At 57.0% G+C, this 24,291-nt stretch carries 28 protein-coding genes; 12 read left to right on the top strand and 16 right to left on the bottom strand.

The window, feature by feature from the left end; translation table 11 throughout:
- From WC598_RS11160 to WC598_RS11110, 11 genes are all read right to left on the bottom strand, one after another.
- The coding region (locus tag WC598_RS11160; protein WP_372961578.1) for a PLP-dependent cysteine synthase family protein at positions 1 to 546 on the bottom strand (546 nt) is incomplete at its 3' end.
- 415 nt (positions 547 to 961) lie between these two features.
- Positions 962 to 1,186, bottom strand: coding sequence for a hypothetical protein (locus WC598_RS11155; protein ID WP_372961577.1), 225 nt, complete (start codon positions 1,184 to 1,186; stop codon positions 962 to 964).
- Positions 1,183 to 1,539 carry a hypothetical protein gene (locus WC598_RS11150; protein WP_372961576.1) on the bottom strand — a complete coding sequence of 119 codons (357 nt, stop codon included), beginning with the start codon at positions 1,537 to 1,539 and terminating at the stop codon, positions 1,183 to 1,185. Before WC598_RS11150 ends, WC598_RS11155 begins: the two co-directional genes overlap by 4 nt.
- A 213-nt stretch (positions 1,540 to 1,752) precedes the next feature.
- Entirely contained in the window at positions 1,753 to 2,337 is a 585-nt protein-coding gene (locus WC598_RS11145; protein ID WP_372961575.1) for a hypothetical protein, read from the bottom strand.
- A gap of 346 nt (positions 2,338 to 2,683) precedes the next feature.
- Entirely contained in the window at positions 2,684 to 3,151 is a 468-nt protein-coding gene (locus WC598_RS11140; RefSeq protein ID WP_372961574.1) for a hypothetical protein, read from the bottom strand.
- Positions 3,148 to 3,297, bottom strand: coding sequence for a hypothetical protein (locus WC598_RS11135; RefSeq protein ID WP_372961573.1), 150 nt, complete (start codon positions 3,295 to 3,297; stop codon positions 3,148 to 3,150). Before WC598_RS11135 ends, WC598_RS11140 begins: the two co-directional genes overlap by 4 nt.
- Positions 3,298 to 3,529: 232 nt before the next feature.
- Positions 3,530 to 3,901, bottom strand: a complete 372-nt coding sequence (locus WC598_RS11130) for a DUF86 domain-containing protein (protein ID WP_372961572.1) — start codon at positions 3,899 to 3,901, stop codon at positions 3,530 to 3,532.
- Positions 3,894 to 4,178, bottom strand: a complete 285-nt coding sequence (locus WC598_RS11125) for a nucleotidyltransferase family protein (protein WP_372961571.1) — start codon at positions 4,176 to 4,178, stop codon at positions 3,894 to 3,896. Before WC598_RS11125 ends, WC598_RS11130 begins: the two co-directional genes overlap by 8 nt.
- A gap of 553 nt (positions 4,179 to 4,731) precedes the next feature.
- Positions 4,732 to 5,433, bottom strand: coding sequence for an ABC transporter ATP-binding protein (locus WC598_RS11120; protein WP_372961570.1), 702 nt, complete (start codon positions 5,431 to 5,433; stop codon positions 4,732 to 4,734).
- Positions 5,430 to 6,599: an ABC transporter permease gene (locus tag WC598_RS11115; RefSeq protein ID WP_372961569.1), complete on the bottom strand. Its 1,170-nt coding sequence runs from the start codon at positions 6,597 to 6,599 to the stop codon at positions 5,430 to 5,432. The genes WC598_RS11120 and WC598_RS11115 overlap by 4 nt, the downstream gene beginning before the upstream one ends.
- On the bottom strand, positions 6,596 to 7,012 hold the full coding sequence (locus WC598_RS11110) for a hypothetical protein (RefSeq protein ID WP_372961568.1): 417 nt from the start codon (positions 7,010 to 7,012) through the stop codon (positions 6,596 to 6,598). Before WC598_RS11110 ends, WC598_RS11115 begins: the two co-directional genes overlap by 4 nt.
- 584 nt (positions 7,013 to 7,596) lie before the next feature.
- Here WC598_RS11110 and WC598_RS11105 point away from each other — a divergent pair.
- The 4 genes from WC598_RS11105 to WC598_RS11090 all read left to right on the top strand — a co-directional run bounded on the left by WC598_RS11105 (position 7,597) and on the right by WC598_RS11090 (position 10,786).
- Complete coding sequence (locus WC598_RS11105) at positions 7,597 to 8,871, top strand: APC family permease (RefSeq protein ID WP_372961567.1); 1,275 nt, start codon at positions 7,597 to 7,599, stop codon at positions 8,869 to 8,871.
- Between the two features lie 386 nt (positions 8,872 to 9,257).
- Positions 9,258 to 9,494 (top strand): Lrp/AsnC ligand binding domain-containing protein, encoded by a 237-nt coding sequence (locus tag WC598_RS11100; protein WP_372961566.1) that lies wholly within the window; start codon positions 9,258 to 9,260, stop codon positions 9,492 to 9,494.
- 358 nt (positions 9,495 to 9,852) lie between these two features.
- Positions 9,853 to 10,494: a tRNA sulfurtransferase gene (locus WC598_RS11095; RefSeq protein ID WP_372961565.1), complete on the top strand. Its 642-nt coding sequence runs from the start codon at positions 9,853 to 9,855 to the stop codon at positions 10,492 to 10,494.
- On the top strand, positions 10,469 to 10,786 hold the full coding sequence (locus tag WC598_RS11090) for a hypothetical protein (RefSeq protein ID WP_372961564.1): 318 nt from the start codon (positions 10,469 to 10,471) through the stop codon (positions 10,784 to 10,786). The genes WC598_RS11095 and WC598_RS11090 overlap by 26 nt, the downstream gene beginning before the upstream one ends.
- Before the next feature lie 51 nt (positions 10,787 to 10,837).
- Here WC598_RS11090 and WC598_RS11085 read toward each other — a convergent pair whose 3' ends face one another.
- The 3 genes from WC598_RS11085 to WC598_RS11075 all read right to left on the bottom strand — a co-directional run bounded on the left by WC598_RS11085 (position 10,838) and on the right by WC598_RS11075 (position 14,172).
- Positions 10,838 to 11,863, bottom strand: a complete 1,026-nt coding sequence (locus WC598_RS11085; protein WP_372961563.1) for a ThiF family adenylyltransferase — start codon at positions 11,861 to 11,863, stop codon at positions 10,838 to 10,840.
- A gap of 68 nt (positions 11,864 to 11,931) precedes the next feature.
- On the bottom strand, positions 11,932 to 13,116 hold the full coding sequence (locus WC598_RS11080; protein ID WP_372961562.1) for an aminotransferase class V-fold PLP-dependent enzyme: 1,185 nt from the start codon (positions 13,114 to 13,116) through the stop codon (positions 11,932 to 11,934).
- A gap of 249 nt (positions 13,117 to 13,365) precedes the next feature.
- A complete protein-coding gene (locus WC598_RS11075) occupies positions 13,366 to 14,172 on the bottom strand; it encodes a sulfite exporter TauE/SafE family protein (RefSeq protein ID WP_372961561.1) in 807 nt (268 codons plus the stop codon).
- 946 nt (positions 14,173 to 15,118) lie between these two features.
- Between WC598_RS11075 and cysK the strand changes: the two genes are divergently transcribed.
- Together cysK and cysE are read left to right on the top strand one after the other, a co-directional pair.
- Positions 15,119 to 16,051: a cysteine synthase A gene (gene cysK, locus WC598_RS11070; protein ID WP_372961560.1), complete on the top strand. Its 933-nt coding sequence runs from the start codon at positions 15,119 to 15,121 to the stop codon at positions 16,049 to 16,051.
- 11 nt (positions 16,052 to 16,062) lie between these two features.
- Complete coding sequence (gene cysE, locus WC598_RS11065; protein ID WP_372961559.1) at positions 16,063 to 17,028, top strand: serine O-acetyltransferase; 966 nt, start codon at positions 16,063 to 16,065, stop codon at positions 17,026 to 17,028.
- A 45-nt stretch (positions 17,029 to 17,073) separates the two neighbouring features.
- Here cysE and WC598_RS11060 read toward each other — a convergent pair whose 3' ends face one another.
- Positions 17,074 to 18,021 (bottom strand): ABC transporter substrate-binding protein, encoded by a 948-nt coding sequence (locus WC598_RS11060; protein ID WP_372961558.1) that lies wholly within the window; start codon positions 18,019 to 18,021, stop codon positions 17,074 to 17,076.
- A 3-nt stretch (positions 18,022 to 18,024) separates the two neighbouring features.
- Entirely contained in the window at positions 18,025 to 18,513 is a 489-nt protein-coding gene (locus WC598_RS11055) for a helix-turn-helix domain-containing protein (RefSeq protein ID WP_372961557.1), read from the bottom strand.
- A 103-nt stretch (positions 18,514 to 18,616) separates the two neighbouring features.
- Between WC598_RS11055 and WC598_RS11050 the strand changes: the two genes are divergently transcribed.
- The 6 genes from WC598_RS11050 to pdxS all read left to right on the top strand — a co-directional run bounded on the left by WC598_RS11050 (position 18,617) and on the right by pdxS (position 24,279).
- The gene (locus WC598_RS11050; protein WP_372961556.1) at positions 18,617 to 19,420 is read left to right on the top strand and encodes an ATP-binding cassette domain-containing protein; all 804 of its coding nucleotides are present in this window, start codon (positions 18,617 to 18,619) and stop codon (positions 19,418 to 19,420) included.
- The gene (locus tag WC598_RS11045) at positions 19,417 to 20,124 is read left to right on the top strand and encodes a GTP-binding protein (RefSeq protein WP_372961555.1); all 708 of its coding nucleotides are present in this window, start codon (positions 19,417 to 19,419) and stop codon (positions 20,122 to 20,124) included. The genes WC598_RS11050 and WC598_RS11045 overlap by 4 nt, the downstream gene beginning before the upstream one ends.
- A 6-nt stretch (positions 20,125 to 20,130) precedes the next feature.
- The gene (locus tag WC598_RS11040) at positions 20,131 to 20,745 is read left to right on the top strand and encodes a (Fe-S)-binding protein (protein WP_372961554.1); all 615 of its coding nucleotides are present in this window, start codon (positions 20,131 to 20,133) and stop codon (positions 20,743 to 20,745) included.
- Positions 20,745 to 22,037 (top strand): cysteate synthase, encoded by a 1,293-nt coding sequence (locus WC598_RS11035; protein WP_372961553.1) that lies wholly within the window; start codon positions 20,745 to 20,747, stop codon positions 22,035 to 22,037. The genes WC598_RS11040 and WC598_RS11035 overlap by 1 nt, the downstream gene beginning before the upstream one ends.
- On the top strand, positions 22,012 to 23,139 hold the full coding sequence (gene comE, locus WC598_RS11030) for a sulfopyruvate decarboxylase subunit beta (protein WP_372961552.1): 1,128 nt from the start codon (positions 22,012 to 22,014) through the stop codon (positions 23,137 to 23,139). The genes WC598_RS11035 and comE overlap by 26 nt, the downstream gene beginning before the upstream one ends.
- Before the next feature lie 243 nt (positions 23,140 to 23,382).
- Entirely contained in the window at positions 23,383 to 24,279 is an 897-nt protein-coding gene (gene pdxS / locus WC598_RS11025; protein WP_372961551.1) for a pyridoxal 5'-phosphate synthase lyase subunit PdxS, read from the top strand.
- Positions 24,280 to 24,291 lie beyond the last annotated feature (12 nt).

The raw sequence follows: 24,291 nt of genomic DNA, 5'->3' as shown, positions 1-24,291 counted from the left end.
CCCGATCCCTGCGACAAAGTGGGTGACTTTGCCATCGGTATCCCGCCAGATCTCCGGGCCGGTGGTCGTGTAGTGGGCAGCCGGGTTGTCGGGGTTTTTGAACTGGTTGGGAACAAACGAGCCCGGGGTCTCGCGGGCCACCCGTTCGGCCACCTTGTAGTAGCTCCGCTCGTCTTCCGGCGGCACGTTCGTTGGTGTCCGGATAACTTCCGCACCATAGGCTCTGAGCAGGATCTCTTTTTCTTTGCTCATCTTCTCGGGAAGCGTAAAGACCGTGCGGTATCCTCTTGAAGCCGCAAACTGGGCAATCCCTGCACCGGTGTTGCCGGATGTCGGCTCGACAACCGTACCTCCGGTTTTGATCTTCCCAGCCTGCTCGGCCCGGACAAGCATGGATTTTGCCGTCCGGTCCTTGATGGACCCGCCCGGGTTGAGGCTCTCCATCTTGGCGAGAACGATCGGTGTGGTCCCGGGATGGAGGGTGCGGTCCAGCCGCACTAGGGGGGTATTGCCGATGACTTCGGTGATGTTATGGTAATATTTCATGGGGATTGTTCCTTTTCAGATGTACTATGCGGTCTGTGTTCGAACGGCGGGATGATGGGATCTTGCGGCAGCACCCGTAACCGGGGTCTGCGATCAAGACCATGGGTGAATTGTATCAGCGACAACACGCGAAGAAGATCGTATCAAAAAAGGGAAGGGTTGCCCGGGGCTGGCGGGATGAGTTGCCTGACCGTCGCATAGGCCATGCATTCGTGTCCTTTACGTCCTGGTTCATTGTTTTTATCCTTCCTTGTCTTGTTGTAAGGTTGTCTACTAGGTTCATTTGTAGTTTAATAATACGTTCAGATGGGGGAAATTTTGGTCATAGTTCCCGAATTTGGATTATTTGCGGCAATTATTGCCGCAACTCCGTAACGGTCGTTCACCGGTGCAAATTTGTGACCGGCAGGACGGGTCAGAGAGACCTGCCCTGCACGGTCTGGGCTGCCGAAGCTGCAAGAGCAAGGTGGTTCTGGATCTCAAGTCCTGAAACAAATGCGGCCATAGACTCCGGAAGCGACATTGCGGGGCTGGGGATTCCCAGTTCCGAGCAGGTCGGGAGGATATGCCAGTAGTGGACCTTCCGTTTGAACTCGGGAGAGTCCTGGAAGAACCCGAATCCCACGGTTCCGTAGGTCACAGGTGCTCCGCCTCCGCCCGGGCGTATTCCGCGAATACAGGGTTCGATGCATAATCATAGTAGTGCATGAGGGTGCAGGCAGTGCTCATGTGGGTTTTGGCCCGTTCGAGCCGGTTCAACATCTGGGCAGTGTCCAGGTAGAACTCCACCAGATCATTCTCTGTGCCGTACGTTTCATCCTCCTGGAGGCTGGTTCCCTGCGAAAAGAAAAACCGGTCGTGCTTGTGCAGATGGTTCCGTACTTCCGCAGCCACCCTGTCAAGATCGTCGATTGCGGTGACGATTTCGGATAGGTTTGCGAGAATCTTATGCCGGTATTCCCGGCGTTTTTCCCGCTCTGCTGTTGCCTGCATGATTGTGAATAAGAGTTGCCTTTTATGCATATAAGGCATAATTTGGCGGCAAAAAATGCAGTATAATATGATTAGAGGGAATATTTCTTCGGCCCGGTCTGACAGAAACAAGGGCTACATTCATCGATCTCCGGCCGGTACCAGCCTTCGTACCGGCAGATCAAAGTCCGGAGGGACTGGGATGATCCTCCGACAATTAATGCTCTGAACCTCTCACCGCTCCCCCAGCAATTCCGCCATCAGCCCGCCAATGAGAAAATTCACCCGTCGCATCCGGTCCTGGATCCGCACCCAGGAGTCATCATCCACAGATTCAGAGAAGAGCGGGATGTCACAGTACACCAGCAGCGTGCCATCCTCCTCTTTTGTGGCGCTCCATCCGATACACCAGACAAGGGCATCGATGACCGGATGCTCAAGGGACGGCCTGATCAACGGTCCAACAACCGGGTCCGACAGGTACGCAACCGGTTTTCCGTCAAGCATCCCGTTCTTCAGCTCGGCAAATCCCCTGCGCCGGGTATCGAGCGTGACGAGCAGTTCGTCCCGCAGTGAGAGCGTGAGGTCTTCTCCAGAGGATGAACAGATCTCATCAACGCGATCGAGAACACGATCGATTGCGGAAATGTTTTGGAGAAAGTTGTCGTTCACCTCTCCGACAATCTTCAGGCTGAGCCGGTCCTCCGGCCGAACCGGGTCCGGCACAGCCTTTGCAGATACGGACACGAGTTCAACAATGCCGTGGCGGAGAAGATCGTGCTGCGCTTCCGGTACCAGGGATTCAAAAAGGGTTGTCATGATGATTACCTCCGGGTTCTGTTCTTCATTTTCTTCTGTTGCTCTGGGGTCAGTTCGTTGTGTCCGGGTTCCTGCACAACCGGAGGGGGTCGATCCGGCCGTTGTACCCACCCTCTCCCACAAACTGACACACGATTTCTCCCAAGATCCGCCTCCCAAATAGTGCTAAATGCTGCTATCCGTCTCCGGCGTGAAAAAGCTCGTTTTCTAAGGAAACAGTGTCGGTTTTTGGAAAAATAGTGTCGGTACGGACCCTTTGAGGGGGAATCGGAGCCCTGTACGGGCCCGGATTCGAGCATCCCATTATCCCCTCTCTTTACCGGGGTGAAACCATACCCTCCGTCGATCACCGGGTTTCACCCCCACACCCGGTAACGGACGGCTGATCATGTGCCGCCAGTGTTCCTCCTGGCCGGGCCGGGGGTGCAGCCGGGCGGGTCACGGCCGGTCCCGCGGGCAAAGTCACCAGGATCCTGCCATCAGAAGAGAGTTCCACGATACCCTGATCCTCCACCCGGAAGAACCGGAGCACGCCATACCGGGAATAGAGCCAGAGCTCGCGGGAGACCGGGCCGCCGCCGGGAACGATCCGGATCCGGGCAAGGACATCATAGTAATCCCGCTCCACTTCGGCCAGGGTCTCATGGAGACGCGGGGCTTTCTGGATGGTGACAACGGTAAGGCAGCCGCTACCGGCGATCATCATGTGACCGGTAGTTCCCGGGGAGCGCTGGAACAGGGTCACCTGCCCTCTCGCTCTCGCAAACGGCAGTGCGGCGTCCAGCCCGATGGCGGGCAGCGGCCCCCGGTTCATGGTCCCGCTCCTTTGGCACCGGGCCGCAGCTCGCGCCGGACCCGCCGGGTAGGGATACTCATGGTATAATCGTGCCGGCCACTACGTTGGCTGATGAGACGGTGGATCTTCACCATGAGCGGGGGGCTGGATGTGCGGTACAACATCAATAACTATTTTTTTAAAAAATAGGATATATACTAATTGGTTGTATTAAAGATCCTGATCGCGTATTGGTGAATCGGAGGCTGTATCGGGGTCGGATTGGTATAACCGGGGGGTTATGGGATTGAACCGCGGAGTTTTTGTTCGCAGTGTATTCTTTTTCAAAATATTTTCCAGAACATCACCCGTTACGAAAGAAAAAGGGTGTATTGATGAGCCTGAACCATACTCACATTATTTTTGTTTTTCTGATTCCTTCTCTTTTTGCTGCTCATTCTTCCGTATTTTTATCACTTCGGTCTTGAATTTTGGCAGCGTATTGGTGATGATCCCCCAGAGGATCTCGTAATCGATATGGAAGTATCCATGAGCAATTACATCGCGTAACCCGGCAACCTGTTTCCATGCGACAGAAGGATAGCGGATTTTGAGATCATCGGGGAGTTTCTTTGTCGCTTCGCCAATAATTTCAAAGTTCCGGACAACGGCATCCCTTCGTCGCCGGTCGGCTATAAATTCAGTATATGACAATCCTTCTGTATCCTCACCAATATTGCGAGCTGCTTCAAGGATATCATCGAGATACTGGAGTACCGTTCTATGCATAAACGACCTCGCCGAGAATGTAAGGCTTGAGGCGTGTTTTTATCGTGTTTTTCAGGACAAGATCCACCTTTCTCTGGAACAGGTCCTCAAGATAGAATTTACATTCCATATAATTTTCAAAGGTCTTCTGCCCTTTCCGGAATGTTACGAGCACGTCCACATCACTCTCCGTTCGCTCTTCCCCGCGTACAAATGATCCAAAGATACCGATCTTTGCCACACCGTACCGTTTTTTGAGTACCGGTTCGGCTTGCCGGAGGAGTGCGAGTGCATCCATGGTTAGTATTTTGGTATGATCGCAGATGCACTTAACGTTACGGTCATTGGATTGATGAAATTGGTGTGTGTGTTTTGAGTCTGTTCAACCTACTCCGCGAGAGATGACAAAACCCTGTCGGGCATCCCTCCGTTCTCCCGATCCCTCTTCTATCCGGCGGGCGGCTGCGAGTGAGAGGGGGGGTGGCCGGCCCTCCCCCCACAATGACACACGATTTCTCCCAGGATCCGCCTCCCAAATAGTGCTAAATGCTGCTATCCATCTCCGGCGTGAAAATGACCATTTTTCACGGAAACAGTGTCGGTTTTTGGAAAAACAGTGTCGGTCGGAACCCCAAGAGGGGTAATCGGAGCCCGCATAGGGCCCGGATTAGTCTATCTCTAAAACGGGGTTTTTTTAGAGGAGCCGTGTCTTTCACCCGGCCGGTACCGCAGCCGATGCATCCGTGTCCCGGAAGCACGGGATGGGAAGCAATCGGTTCCCCCAGACCGGCAGCAGGGTAAAAAATGGCTCTATTTTGGAGCTCCTTGTGAATGTGCGGTGCAGAAGGATATCAGACCCCGGATGGGGGTGGAATACATTCCTGAACCGGGAGAACGTCGATCTGACCATCCTTCAGCGCGATAATGCGCCCTGCCCGTTTTGCAAGGACGGGGTTGTGGGTAACGATGATGAGGGTGAGACCCTGCCGGTTCAGTGCCTCGAACGTAGCATAGATGCCTTCTGCGGTAACGGAATCAAGGTTGCCGGTTGGTTCATCGGCAAGCAGAATGGCGGGATCGTTCACGAGCGCCCTGCCGATGGCGACACGCTGCATCTCCCCGCCCGAGAGCTGCGAGGGCAGGTGATCGGCCCGGTGGGAGAGCCCGACCTCGCGAAGGATACGATCGATCTTCACCGTATCGTACGGTTTTCCCGCAAAGACGAGCGGGAGACCGACATTCTCCGCAACGGTCAGGGTAGGGATGAGGAAGAACTGCTGGAAGACAAAGCCGATATGTTCCCTGCGGATCTTCACAAGATCCTTCTCCTCCCGCATGGCGATCGGTACTCCGTTGATTGCAAGCATCCCGCTTGTCGGAGTATCGAGGCAGCCGAGAAGATTCAATAGCGCGGTCTTGCCGGCACCGGACGGGCCGGTGATAGAGACAAACTCCCCGGCCCCGATGGTGAGATCAACGCCGCGGAGCGCATGAATTACCTCGCTTCCCCGGCGATAGTTTTTGCAGAGGCCGGATGTGGTGATAATACTCATTCCCATGCACCCCGTATGGCTTCCATGGGAGAGAGCCGGGCCGATCTCCAGGCAGGGTAGAGACCACAGAGAAGACCGAGGAGGATGGAAAAGGCCAGGCATTCCACGATCAGGACTGGATCGAATATGGCCAGGGATCCTGCCGGGGCGTACGGGATGATCCCCCGGACGAAGGTCTCGCACAGGCCGGAGCCCGCAATCGCGGCAATGATCCCGATGATCCCGCCCATCAGGGTGATAAGGATTGTTTCCGAGAGGAGGAGAAGTGCGATATGGTACCCCGAAGCCCCGATCGCCTTCATCATCCCGATCTCCCGTGTCCGCTCGTGCACCGACATCAGGAGGGTGTTCGTTATGCCGGCGGCGCTGATCACAATCGCGATCAGGATAACAGTGAAGAGGAGGACGCGGGCGGATCCAACGAGATTCATGATAGTCCCGGTCACCTGTGCCATGGTGACTACCTGGATATCCGGGATCTTCTCGAGTTTTTCCGATATTGACGGGATGTCCTTCACATCATCCGCACGGATGGCAATCGCGGTAATGAGGCCGTCCTTATGGAAGAGCCGCTGGGCATCGGCAAGCGGGAGGAAATGGAAGTTGTCATCCTCGCCCGTTGTCGGCTCCAGTACCCCGACAATAGTATACGGCTCCCCGGCAGGGCCAAACGGGATGATGCTCCCCGGCACCAAGTGCTCCTTTTCAGCGAGCGTGCTGCCGATCACCATTACTCGGGACTCGTTGGATGTAAAGAACCGGCCGTTCACCTTCCACGCAGGTTTTAGGGGCAGCATGGTCGCGGGATCGATACCGTACACGATATGAGGGGCCCCGTCTTTTATCACCTGCTGGAGGAGCATCGGGGCTGCTGCGGAAACGCCGGGAATTGCCCGGGCCTGTTCCAGGTCTCCGGTTGTGAGATACTTCGGGATCACACCCCCGTGAAGGATGAGCGTTGTTGCTTCGTAGGGACAGCCCTTTGGAACCGCCAGCAGGTGGAAGCCGAAGCTGTCCATCTCTTTGGTGAGCTGCTGCTCGTATCCCGCAGAGAAAGAAAGAAGCGAGAAGAGGATGGCAACCGCAATCGCAATGCCGGCAATTGTCAGGAGGGTCCGCCCCTTCCGGCGCTGGAGATTTCTGGTGGCGAGTGTGAACAGATTCATGGGTATGTCCGCGTGCCGGTTGCAACCGTACTTGCGTACAGGGCAGGATCACCGTTCGTCACATGGATGACTCCCTTTACAATGATAGTGGATCCCTGCAGCTGGGGAATGGCAAAGCCGGCTGGCGCCAGGTCTACGTAGATGAGACCGGTCCCGTCATCCAGCATGAACCAGCAGCCGGACCCGCACTCGTTCGTGATCTTTCCTTTCACCAGGACTTCCTTTCCTTCGTACGCAGTCGGGTTCTTGACGATCTCTCCCACCGTTGCAGACGGAGCCTTCGTTGTCGGGCCGGATTCAGGAGAGGACGTTGTCGTACACCCGGTCATGAGAACGAGACCGATGATAAGAAAGGAAACGATCGCAGCAATGACAGAGCCCGAAAGAGGGAGCAGCGGGAGTTTTCGTACCATGAATTCACCTGAAATATTCTGGAGGAACTGTGCCTTTCACAATTGTGAATAATCTCCGGCCCGGGATCTGAAAATACTTGTGATGGCTGCAAAGGAGGCAGACAAATTCATATCACACGCCACGATTCTGTGTTTTAAAAGGATCTGCAGGAAGGTTTCCGGCAAAGGATTTTGTTGGGGATCAAATGGCGGGGTTACAGCGATATCATCTCGGTGAGTTCATATCTGAGCGGCAGGATCTTTCTCTTCGGGAAGCTCAACCCGTCCCTCTTCTGAGAGGAGAGACAGCGAATCTTTTTTTAGGGCACCGTAAAAGCCGGCAGGTTTGCATGAAACCCCGGATAACGGAGGACAACACTTGACGGGATAAGGACCCTGCTCGCGGGAGTGGCGTCCATAAGTTATAGGGAGGTACGTGATCCCGGATTTCAAACGATTTTGAAATCCGGTTCTGCACTTTATATGAGCCGGACTTCCATGCTAATCGACTCAGTCGCCGATGTCGGAGTATTTCCTGACCACGACCTCACCGGTCCAAGGAAAAGGAAATTGTATCCTTCTGGACAGATCGAGAGAGAAACACCATGCACCCCAGAACCACAGATTCCCTCCGGCTGCCGCAGGTTGTCGCGCTCTACACCGGCGCCGTCCTCGGTTCGGGGATCCTGATCCTGCCCGGCCTTGCTGCCGACATCGCCGGGCCGGCATCCCTCGTTGCATGGGGCCTGATGGCACTCCTCGTTGTGCCGATGGCACTGACAATGGGGCTACTCTCTGCCCGGTACCCGGATGCCGGGGGCGTCTCCTCGTTCGTCACGAAAGCTTTCAACCCGCTGGCAGGTTCCCTGATCGGCTGGTTCTTCCTCCTGTCAGTTGTGGTCGGGGCTCCGGTCCTTGCCCTGACGGGTGCAGGATATGTCTGCGAAGCTGCAGGTCTCGGGGACACATTCCGGCTCCTGATCGCAACAGCGATCCTGGCTGCCGGCATCCTCCTCAATTACGCAGGCATGAAAATAACCGGGCAGGTCCAGGTGGCCGTGGTCCTGACAACCATCATCGTCATCGTTGTCACCATTATCGGAAGTTTTACGGTCATTGACTCTTCGAACTTCACACCGTTCATGCCGTACGGCTGGGAGAGCATCGGCCATGCCTCGGCCGTGCTCTTCTGGTGTTTCATCGGATGGGAAGCCATCACCCACATATCCGGGGAATTTGAAAACCCGGAACGGGATGCAATCCGTGGAACCATCATCGCCGCCCTGATCATCAGCATCCTCTACTTCCTTGTGGCATTCGTGGTTGTCGGGACACACAGTTACGGCACAACCCTTACCGATGTGTCCCTGGTCCACATCATCAAAACCTCGTTTGGCCCGGCCGGGGCCGTTGTTGCCAGTGTCGCGGCCCTATTCATCTGCATTGCGCCGGCCATTGCCTATATAGGGGCCGCGTCCCGGCTCGCATGTTCGCTTGCAACCGAGGGGTTTGCACCGCGCTGGCTTTCCCAGAGATCCGAAAAATATCATACGCCCGTTGGGGGTCTCCTCTTCCTTGCAGGGTGTTTTTCGATCCTGCTTATGGTGTTCAGTACCCGGGCCGTCTCGCTCTCCACGCTGATCCAGGTACCGAGCGGGACATTCATCCTGACCTATATCGGGGGCTGCGCTGCCGGCATTGCTCTTTTAAAAGACAGCAGGTCCGGTCTCCTCATAAGTATCCTTTCCCTTATCCTGACAAGTGCAATCTTTCTCTTTATCGGCTGGGCGGTCGTGTACCCGCTCGTCATCACCGTCGTATGGGGAATCTTTATCAGCGTCAGACGCTGGCGGGAGCGGGCGGCCCGTATAATGGATTAACGGAACCCGTAAACCCCACAATTTTTCCGGTATCTTCACCAACCGTGAGAGGATCGATCCCCCGGCAAGGGTTCATGAGATTGGGCCTCACGCAGGCTACCGGTTTCCTTTTGACCCCGTTCCCGGTTGCGGCAAGGATTACCCAATCTTCCCTCCTCAAAATATCGGTTCTTTTTCCAATCAGGGCCATTTTTGCGGATTTCTGTACCAGTAAATACCATCCAGTCCGAATGGTTGTAGAGGATTCTGAAGAGATCCCCGACAATTCCCAAGGATACATCTGTCCCACCGACAGGATACAAAGAGGGAACCGGGGGTAAATCCAGAATCGTCTGTCGTGCATCAATCCCTGGCACGGCACAAAAACCACATGGAGTTGACAAACAATGGCAAAAGCATACCTGAAAATCGATATCGAGACCGGAAAAGAGAATGATGTAAAGACTGCACTGAAAAAGGTTACCGGCGTCAAGAGTGCAGACTTCGTGACCGGGCTTCACGACCTTGTCGCAACGGTCGAAGCAAAGAGTTACGAGGAGATCACAACCAAGACCCTGGCGGAAATCCGCAAGATCAAGGGGATTAAGAAGACCGTGACAGACTTTGCGTTTGAATGGGCTTAATCATCAATCATTTTTTTTTAAAAACGAGAACACCCTGATCCTTGATGATACAACAAAGGATGACAGGGCGATCTCAAGGACAATGTTATCCGTAATTTTTATCTGTATTTTTTTCAATGAGAATGAGAACTCAAATCACTCGTCACCGGTTTTCAAAACCCGTACTGCGGGATGGGACGGGATCTGCCACGGCAAAATGAGAGAACAGTTCCTCCGGCCGAAACTTCCCGATTTTTCCAAAGAGGCAGAAGTCATATAAGGATGAACCAGCGATGTATTACCAGTAATTCACGATTGTGAACTTATCCGGGTGCCAACGAACAGCTCATCCGGATGATAATAGTGAGAGGAACAATCCTTGTCAAAACTCGTATGTCTTGTCTCGGGCGGCATCGACTCGCCGGTTGCTGCGTACATGATGATCCGCCGCGGCGTTGAGATCGTGGCAGTCCACATGGACAACCGCCCGTTCACGGATGACAAGAACCTTGAGAAGGCGCTCCACCTGGTCCGCCATCTGCAGAAGGTGACCGGAAGCCCGATCAGGACCTATGTAGTTCCCCACGGGCCCAACCACGTCACCTTTGCCCGCAACTGCAACCGTCACCTGCACTGCCTCTTCTGCCGGAGGATGATGTTCCGGGTGGCAGAGCGGATCGCAGAGCGGGAAGGGGCCGTCGGGATCCTGACCGGGGAGTCGATGGGGCAGGTGGCCAGCCAGACCGTCCAGAACTTAACCGTTGTCACCCGGGTTGCGAAGCTGCCGCTCATCCGCCCCCTCATCGGCATGGACAAGCAGGATATCATCGGGATCGCCCGGAAGATAGGCACGTACGAGATCTCCACGCTTCCGGGTCTCTGCTGCACCATTGTTCCCAAACAACCCTCGACCGCCGCAAAACTCACAGACGTAACAAACGAAGAGGAGAGGGTCGACATCAGTGCCCTCGTGGAAAAATCGCTGGAAGGGATGTATGTACTTGCTCCTGAAGCCCTGTAAGACCACGGCCGCGATCGAGGCAATACCAAGGAATCGGCTCGTCCTCGACCTTGATCGGTGCGAGGAGATCTTAAAAATAAGTTGCACGATCGTGGCAAACGCCGGCATCATGCTGATCGTGAGCGACCGGTGCGAGGTCTCGATTCACAAGGACGGCCGCCTCATCCTAAAGACGAATGACACTGATCTTGCCGGGGATCAGGCCGGGCGTATTGCCGGCTGGCTTGAAGGAACCGAAGCGATACAGAAAGACCGGAGTTCCGGCAAAGCAGGGCAGCGCTCCCGGAGATAGGAGTGCACACGGGGTAAGGGAGGATGCAGACCCGCACCATTCCCGCTGTTTTTATAACCCGATATACCGGGCATAGAGCGAACGGGCCGTTGCCTCGTCCTTTGTCCCCTTGATGATCGCCCGCCCGTCCCGGAAGATCGAGAACTCCTCTTTTCCCGACCGGAAGGTGAGCATGTAGGGCGTAAGCCGGACCTCGCCGAGACGGGAGAGCCGCATTTCCAGTTCAGGAAGCGGGATCTCCATCTGCGCTGCCGGGGTGATCTGGATCGCGTCCCTCCCGCAGAGCGAAGTTATCATCTCCCGGGATACCGCATCCAGGGATTCAAACCGGCCTTCCCTGCAGCACGGGCAGTCCGCCCGCTGCCCCACGGACATCCGGTCGAAGGTCTGCCGCCAGGCATCCACGTGGACAAGATACGAGGTTTTGTCCCCGACATCAGGCTGACCCGTCAGGATCTGGTAGGCAAGCGTGCATTCGAGGGACGCGATGAGCGAGGGAATCGTGTTCAGCACTCCCGCAATGTCGCAGGTCTGGAGCACGCCGGGCCCGGGCTGGGACGGGACAAGGCACCGGAAACAGGGGGTCTTTCCCGGCAGGATCGGCATCACCATCCCACCGGTCCCGACCGCGCCGGCATAGACCCAGGGGATCGTGTGTTTCACGCAGACATCGTTTATCAGGAACCGGGTCTGGAGGTTGTCGGTCCCGTCCAGCACCACGTCTGCTCCGGCAAGGAGACTCTCGGCATTCGAGACATTGAAGTCCTTGGTATGGGTCTCGACCTCAACGGACGTGTTGATCTTTTTGAGGATAGCTGCCGCAGCAACGGCCTTTGGGACATTCAGGTCATCCTCGCTGTACAGGATCTGCCGCTGGAGGTTGTGGAGCTCGACAAGGTCGCGGTCGATCAGGACAACCTGTCCCACCCCCGCCCGCACGAGATTGTTCGCCACGCAGCTGCCAAGCGCCCCGAGGCCAACGATGACGGCACGGCTCTCATTCAGCCTGCGCTGCCCGGTCTGCCCGATCTCGGGAAGGAGGCTCTGGCGGCAGTACCGGTCCGGTACGAAACTCATATGCCCATCTCCGCATTGGAAACACCGACAGGGGGGAAAAACAGGGTGAGCATCGTCTCCTCCAGACTTCAGAAGTTTGCTGCAATGGTCCCAACCGTATCCACCAGCAGGTCGGCATCATCGGTCGTATTGTAACAGTGCAGGCTCGCCCGTACCGTCCCGTCCGGAAGGTTCAGGTGCTCCATTAAGGGCATGCAGCAGTGGTGGCCCGACCGCACCATGATATCCGCTTCCCCGTCAAGCATGACCGCAACGTCATGGGGGTTGAGCCCCCGTATGGCAAACGAGACAACCCCGATCCGGTCTGCTCCCGGCCCGGGCCCGAAGACCTGCACGTTTTCTATCCGGGAAAGACCATCGAGGATCCGCAAGGTGATCCGCTCCTCATGCTTACGGATATTCTCCATCCCGAGGGCTTCCAGGTACTCAACGGCCCGGGCAAGACCGATGGCTCCCGAGATATTCGGGGTTCCCGCCTCGTACCGTTCGTACCCTGTCGTGAGCGTGTAGCCCGCAGCCGTGACCTTCTCCACACCGCCGCCCCCGACAAAAAGGGGTTCAAGGCACGGCTCTCTCATGTACAGCACACCCGTGCCGGTGGGGCCGAGCATCTTGTGACCCGAGAAACAGAGGAAGTCGCAGCCCATCCGCTCAACGTCAACCGGGATGTGGGGAACCGACTGCGATCCGTCAACAAGGAGGAGCGCACCGTAATCATGGCAAATCTTCGCAAACTCTGCAACGGGCACGACATTGCCCAGCACATTGGATGCCTGGGAGACCGCAACGAGACGGGTCTTCTTCGTGATGATCTCTGCAAGGGCTGCAGGGTTAAGGCTGCCATCCTGTCCCGGGGTAAGGAGCCGGAGATCGATTCCCTGCCGGTCGCGGATGCGCATCCATGGGAGGAGGTTGCTGTGGTGCTCAAGGAGTGTGGATATCACCTGGTCGCCGGCCTGCCACGGGAACCCGAATGCCACCGCATTGACAGCCTCCGTGGAATTCCTTGTAAAGACTACCTCACCCTCGCGGGAATGGATGAAATTCCTGACCGACTTGTGGGCATCCCTGTACTTTTGGGAAGCCTTCTGGGCGATCCGGTGGACACCCCGGCCGGCATTTGCGCGGGAGGTACGCTCGTAGTCGAGCATGGCTTCAAGGACCGGCTCCGGGGAGAGGCTCGTTGCCGCACTATCCAGGTAACAGACCTCGGACAGGAGCGCGAAATCATTCCGGATATCAGCGGGGATCATGGAACCTCAGGGAATACCGTAATCGCGGACGATAGTCCGGGTATGAAACGCGTGGGGTTTCCCGGGTTAAAATCGTGGGCAGGCATTCGGGCAGTCCTTTTAGGGTATATTCGTATCTCCCCGCCGGATCGTATGGACCCGTGTTCAGGGATGCTGGTAAAATAATATTGGAATTCACAATTGTTAATCTTTTGCAGCACGCATTTTGCGGAAAGGAACAGGACATCACAATTACCCCGGGACATTTTTTTAGCCCCCGAGCACGTTCTGCTGGATCATCAGGAGGGCAATCACGAGTAGTAAAATGCTAAACCCTTTCCTGATATGATCCGCCGGGATTCGCGGCGCAATGGCTGCCCCCGTATATGCCCCGATGGCCGCGCCGGCACCGTATACGATAAGAAACGGCAGGGAGATCTGCCCAAGGACAGCATGGGCTGCGGCACCGGTCACCGAAGTGGGGATGATCGTAAGTAGCGAGGTTGCAACGGCTACATGCACCGGGACTCCGATAACCACGAGCGCCGGGACAAAAAATGCCCCGCCGCTGGTTCCGGTAATCCCGCTGACGAGCCCGCCCATGGCTCCCCACACGATAAGATGCATGCAGGGAACCCGTACGGGTTTTAACGGTTCACGATCACGAGAAAGATTCACTTCAATGGAGGGACCCCACCGGATCGCCGGGACTACGCTCAATGAGGGAACCAGCATCTGCAGGGACATGAGGATCAGCACGAGAGCAAACAGGATGACAAGGATCCTGGCGTCGAAATATACGGTGATGAAAGACCCGAGCAGAGAGAATACCATGGCCGGCAAAACCAGGAATGCAGCAAGAACCGGGAGGATCTTCTTCTGTCGCCCGAATACGAGCGTTGCGGAACATGCCGAAAAGATCATCACCGCAAGGCTTGTCCCTACCGCCATCTTCTGGTCAAAACCAAAAAGCAGCGTGAGCGTCGGGACATAGAGAAAACCACCACCCATCCCGATAATGGACGCAACGAGGCCGATGACGGCTGCAATAACAAAGGGAAAGAGGGGGTCGGGCATGAGAGGGTTCCACGGGAGGGTTTTGTTACGGTTCGGGCACCGGCAGTAAACCGGGCCCGGATCACGATTCCCGTTTTCCGCGAGCGGTATTTATGAGGTAATCTCCCGGCAAGATTTTCCTGAATCATATGGTTTAAATAACGGGATGCGGTGAAGTTCCGGCCCCGATCGTGTTCATCCTGAACTATCAGTGCCGTTCAGTTGTCCGGCTGGCCACGATGAGCGTTACCTGTCGGGAAAGGTTTCAGAGTCAGATGGTATTTGGGGCATGCTGGATGAGAAAAAGAGTATCGGGCCGGGGGGTGCGGTCTCCCGGTTATATCGGAGGTAGCATAGAGATTTCCTGCGTTGTTGCAAGGGAATATATTGATGAGGCGATGTGCCCCGGCAGGTTGTTTGATGTGGCGAGTGGGTGATATACCAGGTACTGCCGGGACGAGGTGAGGACGTGAAATCAGGATGGGATTTTCACGGACACATACCACGGACAGCCATTATTCCGGTTGTTGTACGGATTACTGTCATAGGCGGATCTCTATAGGTGGACACCTGGCGGCAACAATACTGCCCGGCGCCCCGGATACCGCTGGACCGTTCCACGGGCCTTCCACAATGAAGGCCGCGATAGGCACGGGCGGAAGGGCCGGTTGCATCGGGTTCCGTCCGGGGTCCTGCGATAATCGCATGGTATGTGTTCATGTCTGCTTTTCCTGTTCACGCTTGTGAACACACAGTATGGAACGGTTCTGATAATATACCCTGATTTTACACCGTTTTTTGCCGCATTCTCCGTATTCCTGGTTGTAAACAGGAAAACCCGGAAGCCGGGCGACCCTGTCATGGACACAAGACCAAAATATATAATCAGGACCGGACAAATTAACAATTGTGAAGTCCGGATACCCCCCATCATGCCCGGGGTATTTCATGACAGAGGAGAATCAAAATGACAAAGATTTATGATAATATCACGGCAACAATCGGCAACACGCCGCTTGTCCGGCTCAACAGGCTTACTACGGGACTGGGAGCCACCGTCATTGTCAAAGTCGAATCATTCAACCCGATGAGCAGCGTGAAAGACCGCATCGGGGTTGCCATGATCGACGAAGCAGAGAAGCAGGGGCTGATTAAGAAGGACACGATCATCCTCGAAGCAACAAGCGGGAACACCGGTGTCGCCCTTGCCTTCGTGAGTGCGGCGCGGGGATACAAATTCACGCTCGTCATGCCGGAGACCATGAGCATCGAGCGGCGGAAACTGGCAAAGGCATTCGGCGCGGAGCTCGTGCTCACACCGGGCGCTGAAGGGATGAAAGGAGCCGTGGCCAGGGCAGAGCAGATGGCAAAAGAGAACCCGAAGTTCTTCTTTGTTACCCGGCAGTTCGAGAACCCGGCAAACCCGGCAATACACCGCAAGACCACTGCCGAGGAGATCTGGCGCGATACCGACGGGAAGGTGGATATCGTTGTTGCCGGAGTAGGAACGGGAGGAACCATCACCGGTATCGCTGACGTTATCAAGAAGAAAAAACCCTCGTTCCGTGCAATAGCAGTAGAGCCCGATGCATCGCCGGTCCTTTCCGGGGGAGCCCCGGGCGCACACCGCATCCAGGGCATAGGGGCAGGTTTTGTCCCAGCGGTGCTCAACCGCAATCTCGTTGATGAGATCATCCGGGTGAAGAACGAGGATGCTTTCGAGACGACACGAAAACTGGCCCGCGAAGAGGGCATCCTTGCCGGGATATCGAGCGGTGCGGCGCTGTATGCAGCCCTTGCCGTTGCAAAACGCCCCGAGAGCAAGGGAAAGACGATTGTCGTTATCCTGCCCGACACCGGCGAGCGCTACCTGAGTATCCCTGACCTCTTTGAGGCATAAGTGAGACTGCCATGGTGTTTGACCGCTTAAGGGAAGATATCCAGGCGATCACTGTACGGGACCCGGCAGCCCGTTCCTGGGTAGAGGTCCTCTTCTGCTATCCCGGGATCCATGCCCTCTGGTTCCACCGGAGGGCGCACTGGCTCTGGCTGCACAACTGGAAATTTTTTGCCCGCTTCCTCTCGCACATCAACCGTTTCCTCACCGGGGTCGAGATCCATCCCGGGGCACAGCTGGGGCGGCGCGTGGTGATCGATCACGGCATGGGTATTGTCATCGGAGAGACCGCGATAGTGGGAAACAACGTGCTCCTCTACATGGGCGCGGTGCTCGGGGCCTCGGTCCTTGAGAAGAAGAAACGCCATCCTACCGTGGAAGATGACGTGATTGTCGGGGCGGGAGCCATCGTGCTCGGCAACATCCTGATCGGGAAGGGTGCCAAGATAGGTGCCGGGTCCGTAGTTGTCCGATCCGTCCCGCCGGGTGCAACCGTTGTCGGCGTTCCCGGGAAAATTGCCGGGCCGGAGGATGTCGATGGGGATGAATCTGCCAACAATGTCATGCCCGACCCGGTGGTCCGGGTGATTAGCAGGCTCCTTGACCGTCAGAACCAGCTCGAAGAGCAGGTGAGAAACCTCGAACAGGCAAGGGCCGGGCCGTTTGCCACGGTTCTCCGCCAGGAGTTTACGATAGAGAACCGGATCCGCGAAGCCCTAAAAGAGGTGATCGATCCCGAGGTGGGCATCGATATCGTGGACCTCGGGCTCATCAAGGAGATCCGGGTGAAAGGCACCAGTGCAGAAGTCGACATGGTCCTCACCTGCAAGGCCTGCCCTCTCTCCGCCCACCTGTCGGAGCAGGTCCAGCGCAGGACACTCGGGATTGCGGGGATCGACCAGGTGAAGGTGAACGTGCTCGACGAGCCGTTCAACTGGGACCGGTTCGTCAAGCAGCGGGGCAGCCTCAAGGGCATCTGATCTTTTTTCTCAATACGGATTCCATTTTTACGCACAATTACCCGGCTAAAAAATACTGATACCATCAAGATAATGATGCCGGCCGGTATGAATCGCATCGATGAGAGTGGTTTCGAAGATTTCGCGTTCGTCCACAAGCCTCCGGGTATAGCCCAGGTCGTGCAGCACGCGGGCAAACCTCATGGTCGAGGCACGGTATTCCGGGGGAAGGGCCGCACAGTACTTCGGCGAGATCCGGTACGTGTCCAGAACAAAGGCCGGATCCACCATGCCCGTTGTCCCGGCCACGATACCCGCCGCTGACCGGGGATCCTGCCGGATCAGTTCGCAGGCAGACTCGTGGGCAGCGAGAAAGCGCACGAGAACTTCTTTTTTCTTGAGCATCTCCCGCATCACCACGATCCCATAACTGGGATTGAAGGGCCAGAACCGATTCGGAGGCACGACCAGCCGGGCATTCCCGTACCGGGCCGCAGTGACTGCGAGTGCCGGCGTACCGGCAGCGGCGGCAATCTCTCCCTGCTGCAGCGCATCGGAAAGATAATCGGCCCAGGGATAATTCTTCACCGTAACGTCATGAATTCCATGCTCGCGCAACAACTCGTTGGTGATGACATCATGGATGGAGCCTTTCGGGGGCGTCCCGATCGCCCGGCCGGAGAACTGCTTAAGGAACTCCCGCAGGTCCCGGCATTCCGCAAGTGCACGGATCCCTGGGCCGGCAATGAGCACCGTTCCCTCCACGTGCCCTCCCGCAATGCAGGCCAGCCGGAGGCCGCGGTCGATCCCGATGATAACCGGGGGGAGCCCGATGTAACCGAGATCGAGCGTGCCTTCCTGCATGGCGCTGATGATATCCGGTCCTGAAGCAAAGAGTCGCCATGTCGCCCGCAGTCCTGCATCTTCAAGGAGGGAGGTTCCCCGCAGCAAAAACGCGGTATGGTACAGCGTAGAGAGATGCCCGATCCGGACAGGAGTATCATCGCCCGCCATGGTTCACCCAATCTTTCGCGAGACCGTGCTGATCGCTTCGTCGATTACCGAGAGATCCGGGCGGAGCATTGCTACAGGGATATCCACGATCTTCTCAACAATGGAGGCAAGAATCGGGGCGCAGATGATGCCGGCCGCTCCGTCCTTTTCTGCCCGTGCCGCGGCAATGATGCACTCCTCGAGCGAGTTCGCGGAATAGCCCCGGATGGCAAATGTCCGGCCACCAAACTCCACTTCGCGCCGCTCCATGGTGTCGAGAAGGAACCGGGCGGCAATGATGGCAATGAAACTGCCCCGGGGGGGTTCAAGAAGCGAGACAATCTTCCTGATCGTAGAGAGACGGGGATCCCGTTCCCCCGTCGTGATCTTGTAGAGTGTCGAGACCGGGATACCCGTAAGTTCGGCCAGTTCCCGGACGGATATGCCTTTTTTTGCCAGCTCCTCGTTCAGGGCCGTGGTAAAATCGATCTCAAAGATCCTCTTTGACAACATATTATCCTTTATGTCTCACTTTATGGATTATAATTATTACTGTAAGGATAATTTTTTTGCTTATTTGGAAACGTATATCAATTATTTATTCCATGATCATGCGATGCACAGCGATCAGACGTACGAGATAACAGTTCTTCCCGGCACCACCCGTGACGGCAAGAAGGAGGGGTTTGACCGGATCGTCATCCGCCCGGGCGACACCATCTCCATTGTCGGGCCCACGGGGTCCGGGAAATCCGCATTCATCAACGACATCGAGGTACTGGCGCAGGACGACACCATCACCGGGCGCAGTATTCTCGTGGACGGCAGCGAACCACCAGAAGAGATGGTCCGCGATCCGGCAAAGAAGCCAATTGCCCTCCTCACCCAGAACACGCGGGTCATCGCCGACCTTACGGTTGCCCGCTTCCTCGCGCTCCACATACGGGCTCGCGATTCCGAAGCACAGCAGCTCGTCAGCCGCACGGTGAACCTGGCAAATGAGTTCACCGGGGAAAAGATTACAGAACAGATGCGGATGAGCGCCCTCTCCGGGGGCCAGACCCGGTCCCTCCTGATCGCCGATGCCATCCTGATCGGCCAGACACCCATCCTCCTTCTCGACGAGATCGAGAATGCGGGAATTAACAAGGAGCGCGTCATCACCTGCCTCCGCAGGTACCAAAAGGCGGTGATCTTTGTCACCCACGACCCGTACCTTGCCCTGATCACCGACCGCCGCATCATCATGAGAAACGGGGCAGTATCCGCTGTGCTCGAACCCCGGGGCCATGAACAGGAGATCTTAAGAACGGTCTCCGGCATGGATCTGTTCCTCTGGGACCTCCGCGAGAAGATCCGACAGGGAGACCTGATCAGCGAGCCTCAGGAATCACCAAAAAAGACAGGAGTGTATGCATGAAACTCGTTATCGTTGCCGGCCCACCCAGCGCCGGAAAGACTGCCGTCATCCGCCAGATCATAAAGAAGTTCAACAAGACCGACAGCACCGCATTTTTGAAGATCGATGTTGTCCGGGCCTTTGAAGATGAGGAACTCCACGAGGAATTCGGTATCCCCACAAGGAAAGTCTACTCCGGCGATCTCTGCCCGGACCACATGGGGATCATGGTCCTGAAGGATGCGATCAAATGGGCACAGGAAGTGAACGCCGGGATCCTTATTGTTGAGAGCGCAGGGCTCTGTCTCCGGTGCACTCCCTACACAACGCAGGCTTACGGGATAGCTGTCCTCCCAGCAGTCTCCGGCAGTAATGCTCCCTTGAAGATGGCACCGCTCATCGCCCTTGCCGATTCGGCAGTGGTAACCAAGATCGATCTCATCTCTCAGGCGGAAAAAGAAGTATTCCGCGAGTGTATCCACAGCGTTGTTCCGGCGATCGATATCATCGAGACAAACGCCGTGCAGGGAACCGGCCTGAGGTACCTGATGCAGGCAATCGCAAAGCACCCGGAGATCTCGGATGCGGATACCATTACCCTCCGGGGTACGCCACCCCTTGGGGTCTGCACGATCTGTATCGGCAAGAAAGAGATCGGGTGGCAGCACCACTTCGGCGTGATCCGGCCTCTGGAAGAGGCCGACAACATCTACCGGGGGGACTAAAAATCCATGACATGGGAACCGCCGGGGAAAGACTGCGGCGCATGCGGTCTTCCGACATGCAGCGATTTTATTGCTGCGGTCCGGAAAAAGAAAAAGATCAACGGGGACTGCACGTTCTTCTCTGAGGTCAGGGCCGACAGAAAAACAGAAACCACATACGCCGGCACCGATGTAACGGGAGTGACGTATGATTTCATCATCCGGGCCTTCCCGGGCGAGCCTTCGGCCCGGAAATTTATCGTACCCTTCCGGGCGGACCTCGTGGAGAGATGGGAGATCAAAAAAGGCGACCTGGTTACCGGACGACCCGCGGGTCCCGGTTGCCCGATCTACCATGCCCTCCGGGTCCTCTCGGCCAACCCGGTCACGGGCGTGCTGGAATGTCATACCGTAGGCCCGCTGGAAGCACGAAAAGAGAAAACTCATGACGTGCAGGCCTACCATGTCCACGCGTTCGAAGGGATTGCAGAGACGGTTCTCAGGCCGCCCACACTGGGACTCCGGCAACGGTTTCTCCCGGGGTATTGCATGATCAACCTCGCCCACACGGCACTCGTCAACATGGTACTCAGGAAGAAGGACGGGCTGCACGTGCGGGTGGAAGATATCCGCATCCTCTGATGATTCCCAAGTACCGTATACGGTGTGTCGGCGGGGGTGAGATCGTGGAGGACTTCACGAGCCTCTCCTGCCCCCACGGGCATGATTCTCTTCTCAGGGCAGAATACTGCAGCCGACGGCTCCATCTTGCCCCGCATGAAGGCATGTACCGTTACCTCTCCTGGCTCCCGGTAACATCCCCGCTGCTTCCCGCAGGAGGTCCGGCCTCGTTTGACGGGGGAGAACTTGCCCGGGAGCTCGGCCTCTCCCACCTTCAGGTCTCGTTCTCGGGATACTTCCCGGAACGGGGTGCCCGCTTAACCTCGGGCTCGTTCAAAGAACTGGAGGCCTCGCCAACCATGCAGCGACAGAGCGAGCTCGGGGGAAAGATCCTGGTCATCGCATCCGCCGGCAACACGGGCCGTGCCTTTGCTGAACTCTCTGCCCGGTGCCACAGGCCCGTTGTGATCGTGGTCCCCGAGAAGGCGATACCACGCTTATGGACCACGACACCGGCAGAGAAGGTCTTCCTCGTGGCTGTACACGGGGACTATACGGATGCCATCAGCGTGAGTAACGCGCTTGCAGCCGTACCGGGATGCGTCCCGGAAGGCGGGGCAAAAAACATTGCCCGACGGGATGGCATGGGGACCGTGATGCTCGATGCCGCAGTTACGGCAGGAAGGATCCCGAACCATTACATTCAGGCAGTCGGGAGCGGCACCGGGGCCATTGCTGCGTGGGAAGCCTCACTCCGGCTTATTGGCGACGGCCGGTACGGCAGTCACCTACCTCGGCTCCATCTCGCACAGAACGAACCGTTCACGCCCATGGTCTCGGCATGGAGGGAGGGCCGGCGGGAGATTTCCGCGGAAAAGGACATGCCGGACGCGGCAGAGCGGGTCCGGGGGGTCATGGCCGACGTCCTGACCAACCGCACCCCGCCGTACGGGATACGGGGCGGACTCTTTGATGCACTGGAGGCAACGGACGGGATGATGTACAGCATTTCGAATGCCGCAGGGGCGGATGCAATGCAACGGGTCCGGGACACACTCGATATTGACCTGGACCCGGCAGCGGCCGTTGCTACAGCGGCACTGGTGCAGAGCATAGAAAAGCATATGATAAAACCGGACGACCATATCCTCCTGAACCTCACGGGCGGGGGATACGAGCGGATCTTTGAAGATTTCACCCTGCATCCCCTTGCGCCGGCCATAACGGTTCGGCCGGATGAATCCCGCGATGCGCTCGCGAAACTTCTTAAGGAATGGATCGTGCACCATGGACGAACACCAGATCATTGCTGAACTCAAAACGCAGGGGATCGATCTTGTCACCTCCATTCCCTGTGACAAGGCAAAAGGGCTCTTCTTTGCATTGCCGGAAGAGTTCCGGCACATCGGGCTTACCCGCGAAGAGGATGGCGTGGGGGTTTCGGCCGGGGCATACCTGGCCGGGGCACGCCCGCTCATTGCCCTCCAGAGTTCCGGCCTCGGGAACATGTTAAACGCGATCCTCTCGCTCACCGTCACCTACCGCCTTCCGCTCCCGATCCTTGCCAGCTGGCGGGGCGGGGAGACGGAGACAATCCCGGCGCAGATCCCCTTCAACCGCCCGCTTCCCGCAATCCTCGCGGCAGCCGGGATAGGGTATACAATTATTTCAGACCCGGACAATACGGGTGCAATCGGTGAAGCAGTTGCCGGGGCATACCGGGAGAGCCGCCCGCACGTCATCCTGATCAGCCCCGATTCTATCTGCGAGACGGGAACTACGGGAAATCTGCCACCGGCACACACACCGAGCCCGTTTGCATTCTGTTATGAACGGGACTGGCACACCCCGCGACTGACCCGATTCGATGCGATCCGGGCGGTGACCAATCTCGTCGCTGACGAGATCCTGGTCTCCAACATCGGGGTTCCGTCAAAGGAACTCTACGCGGCGCGGGACCGGTCGGAGAACTTCTACATGCTCGGCAGTTACACCCTGGCATCAGCAATCGGTCTCGGGATCGCGAGCGTGCGGCCCGATCGCCGGGTCATTGTGCTGGATGGCGACGGGAGCCTGCTGGGCTCCTCAATCCTCCCTGTCATTGCAGCTGCCGCACCACGGAACCTGACCGTTATCGGCCTTGATAACGGCGTCTTCGGCAGTACAGGCAGCCAGCCCCGGCCCGGGTGCGACACGGCAGACCTCCGGCTGATGGCAGCGGGAGCCGGTTTCGAACAGACCGCTACCGTTCACGAGCCCTGGGAACTGGAAACTGCACTCCGTGCATCGGCCCGCACCGGACCGTCATTCATTCACCTGAGGATCCTGCCGGGCAACAGTGCGGTGCCCAACATCCCAATAAGCCCGGTACAGATCCGGGACCGGTTCATGGAGACGCTGGCCAGAGGCCGGTAAGTCTGGCTGATGCTGAAAACTGATCCGGGATTCCCCCTGATCCAATTTTTTATTTAGAGCATCTTTCGTAGTCTGCCGGTTTACCAGCGATCCGGTTTGCGGCAAAATTCACAATTGTGAATATGTTTATCAGCCTACCAGTCCAATATCGTAAGATACTTCCGGGAGAACGGAAAACCCGCGGATTCGCGGGGTCATTCCTGCCGATCCGGAACCGGAATACCCGGTTATAGGTGCACGATCATGGAATTAGCAGAACTCAGGCATGGCACCGAACTCCTCAAACGGGGGTTTGCGTCCATGCAGAAAGGCGGCGTGATCATGGATGTCGTGAACGCCGATCAGGCACGGATAGCAGAAGAAGCCGGTGCCGTTGCGGTAATGTCGCTCGAACGGGTGCCGTCCGATATCCGGAAAGCCGGAGGCGTTGCCCGGATGGCAGACCCGGAGAAGGTGATCGAGATCATCGAAGCCGTCTCGATCCCGGTGATGGGCAAAGTGCGGATCGGCCACTTTGTCGAGGCACAGGTGCTCGAAGTCCTTGGTGTGGACATGATCGATGAGAGCGAAGTTTTGACACCCGCGGACGAGGAATTCCATATCGAAAAGACGAAATTCACCGTCCCGTTCGTCTGCGGCGCCCGGAACCTGGGCGAAGCACTCCGTCGTATCAATGAAGGAGCTGCCATGATCCGCACGAAAGGCGAGGCCGGTACCGGCAACGTAGTCGAGGCTGTGCGCCACATGCGGGCCATCCAGGGCGGGATACGCACCATCCAGAAACTCGAACCGCAGGAACTCGTTGCCTTTGCCCGCGAGATCGAGGCACCGCTCGAACTCGTTATCGAGACCGCGAAACGCGGCAGGCTTCCGGTCGTGAACTTCTCAGCGGGGGGTATTGCCACGCCAGCCGATGCAGCGCTCATGATGCAGCTCGGGGCGGACGGTGTGTTCGTGGGTTCCGGGATCTTCAAGTCCGAGAACCCGGCCCGGAGGGCAAAAGCCATTGTCGAGTCAGTAAACCACTTTACTGATGCCACGATCATTGCAAACGCAAGCAAGAGCCTTGGCGAAGCAATGCCCGGCCTTGACGTGCACCTGCTCAGGCCCGAAGAGATCCTGCAGGTACGGGGAAACTGATAACTCCCTTTT

Origin of the sequence: Methanoregula sp., from assembly GCF_041645475.1 — an archaeon.
Lineage (GTDB): Archaea > Halobacteriota > Methanomicrobia > Methanomicrobiales > Methanospirillaceae > Methanoregula.
This window is presented reverse-complemented; position numbering and strand designations above follow the sequence as displayed.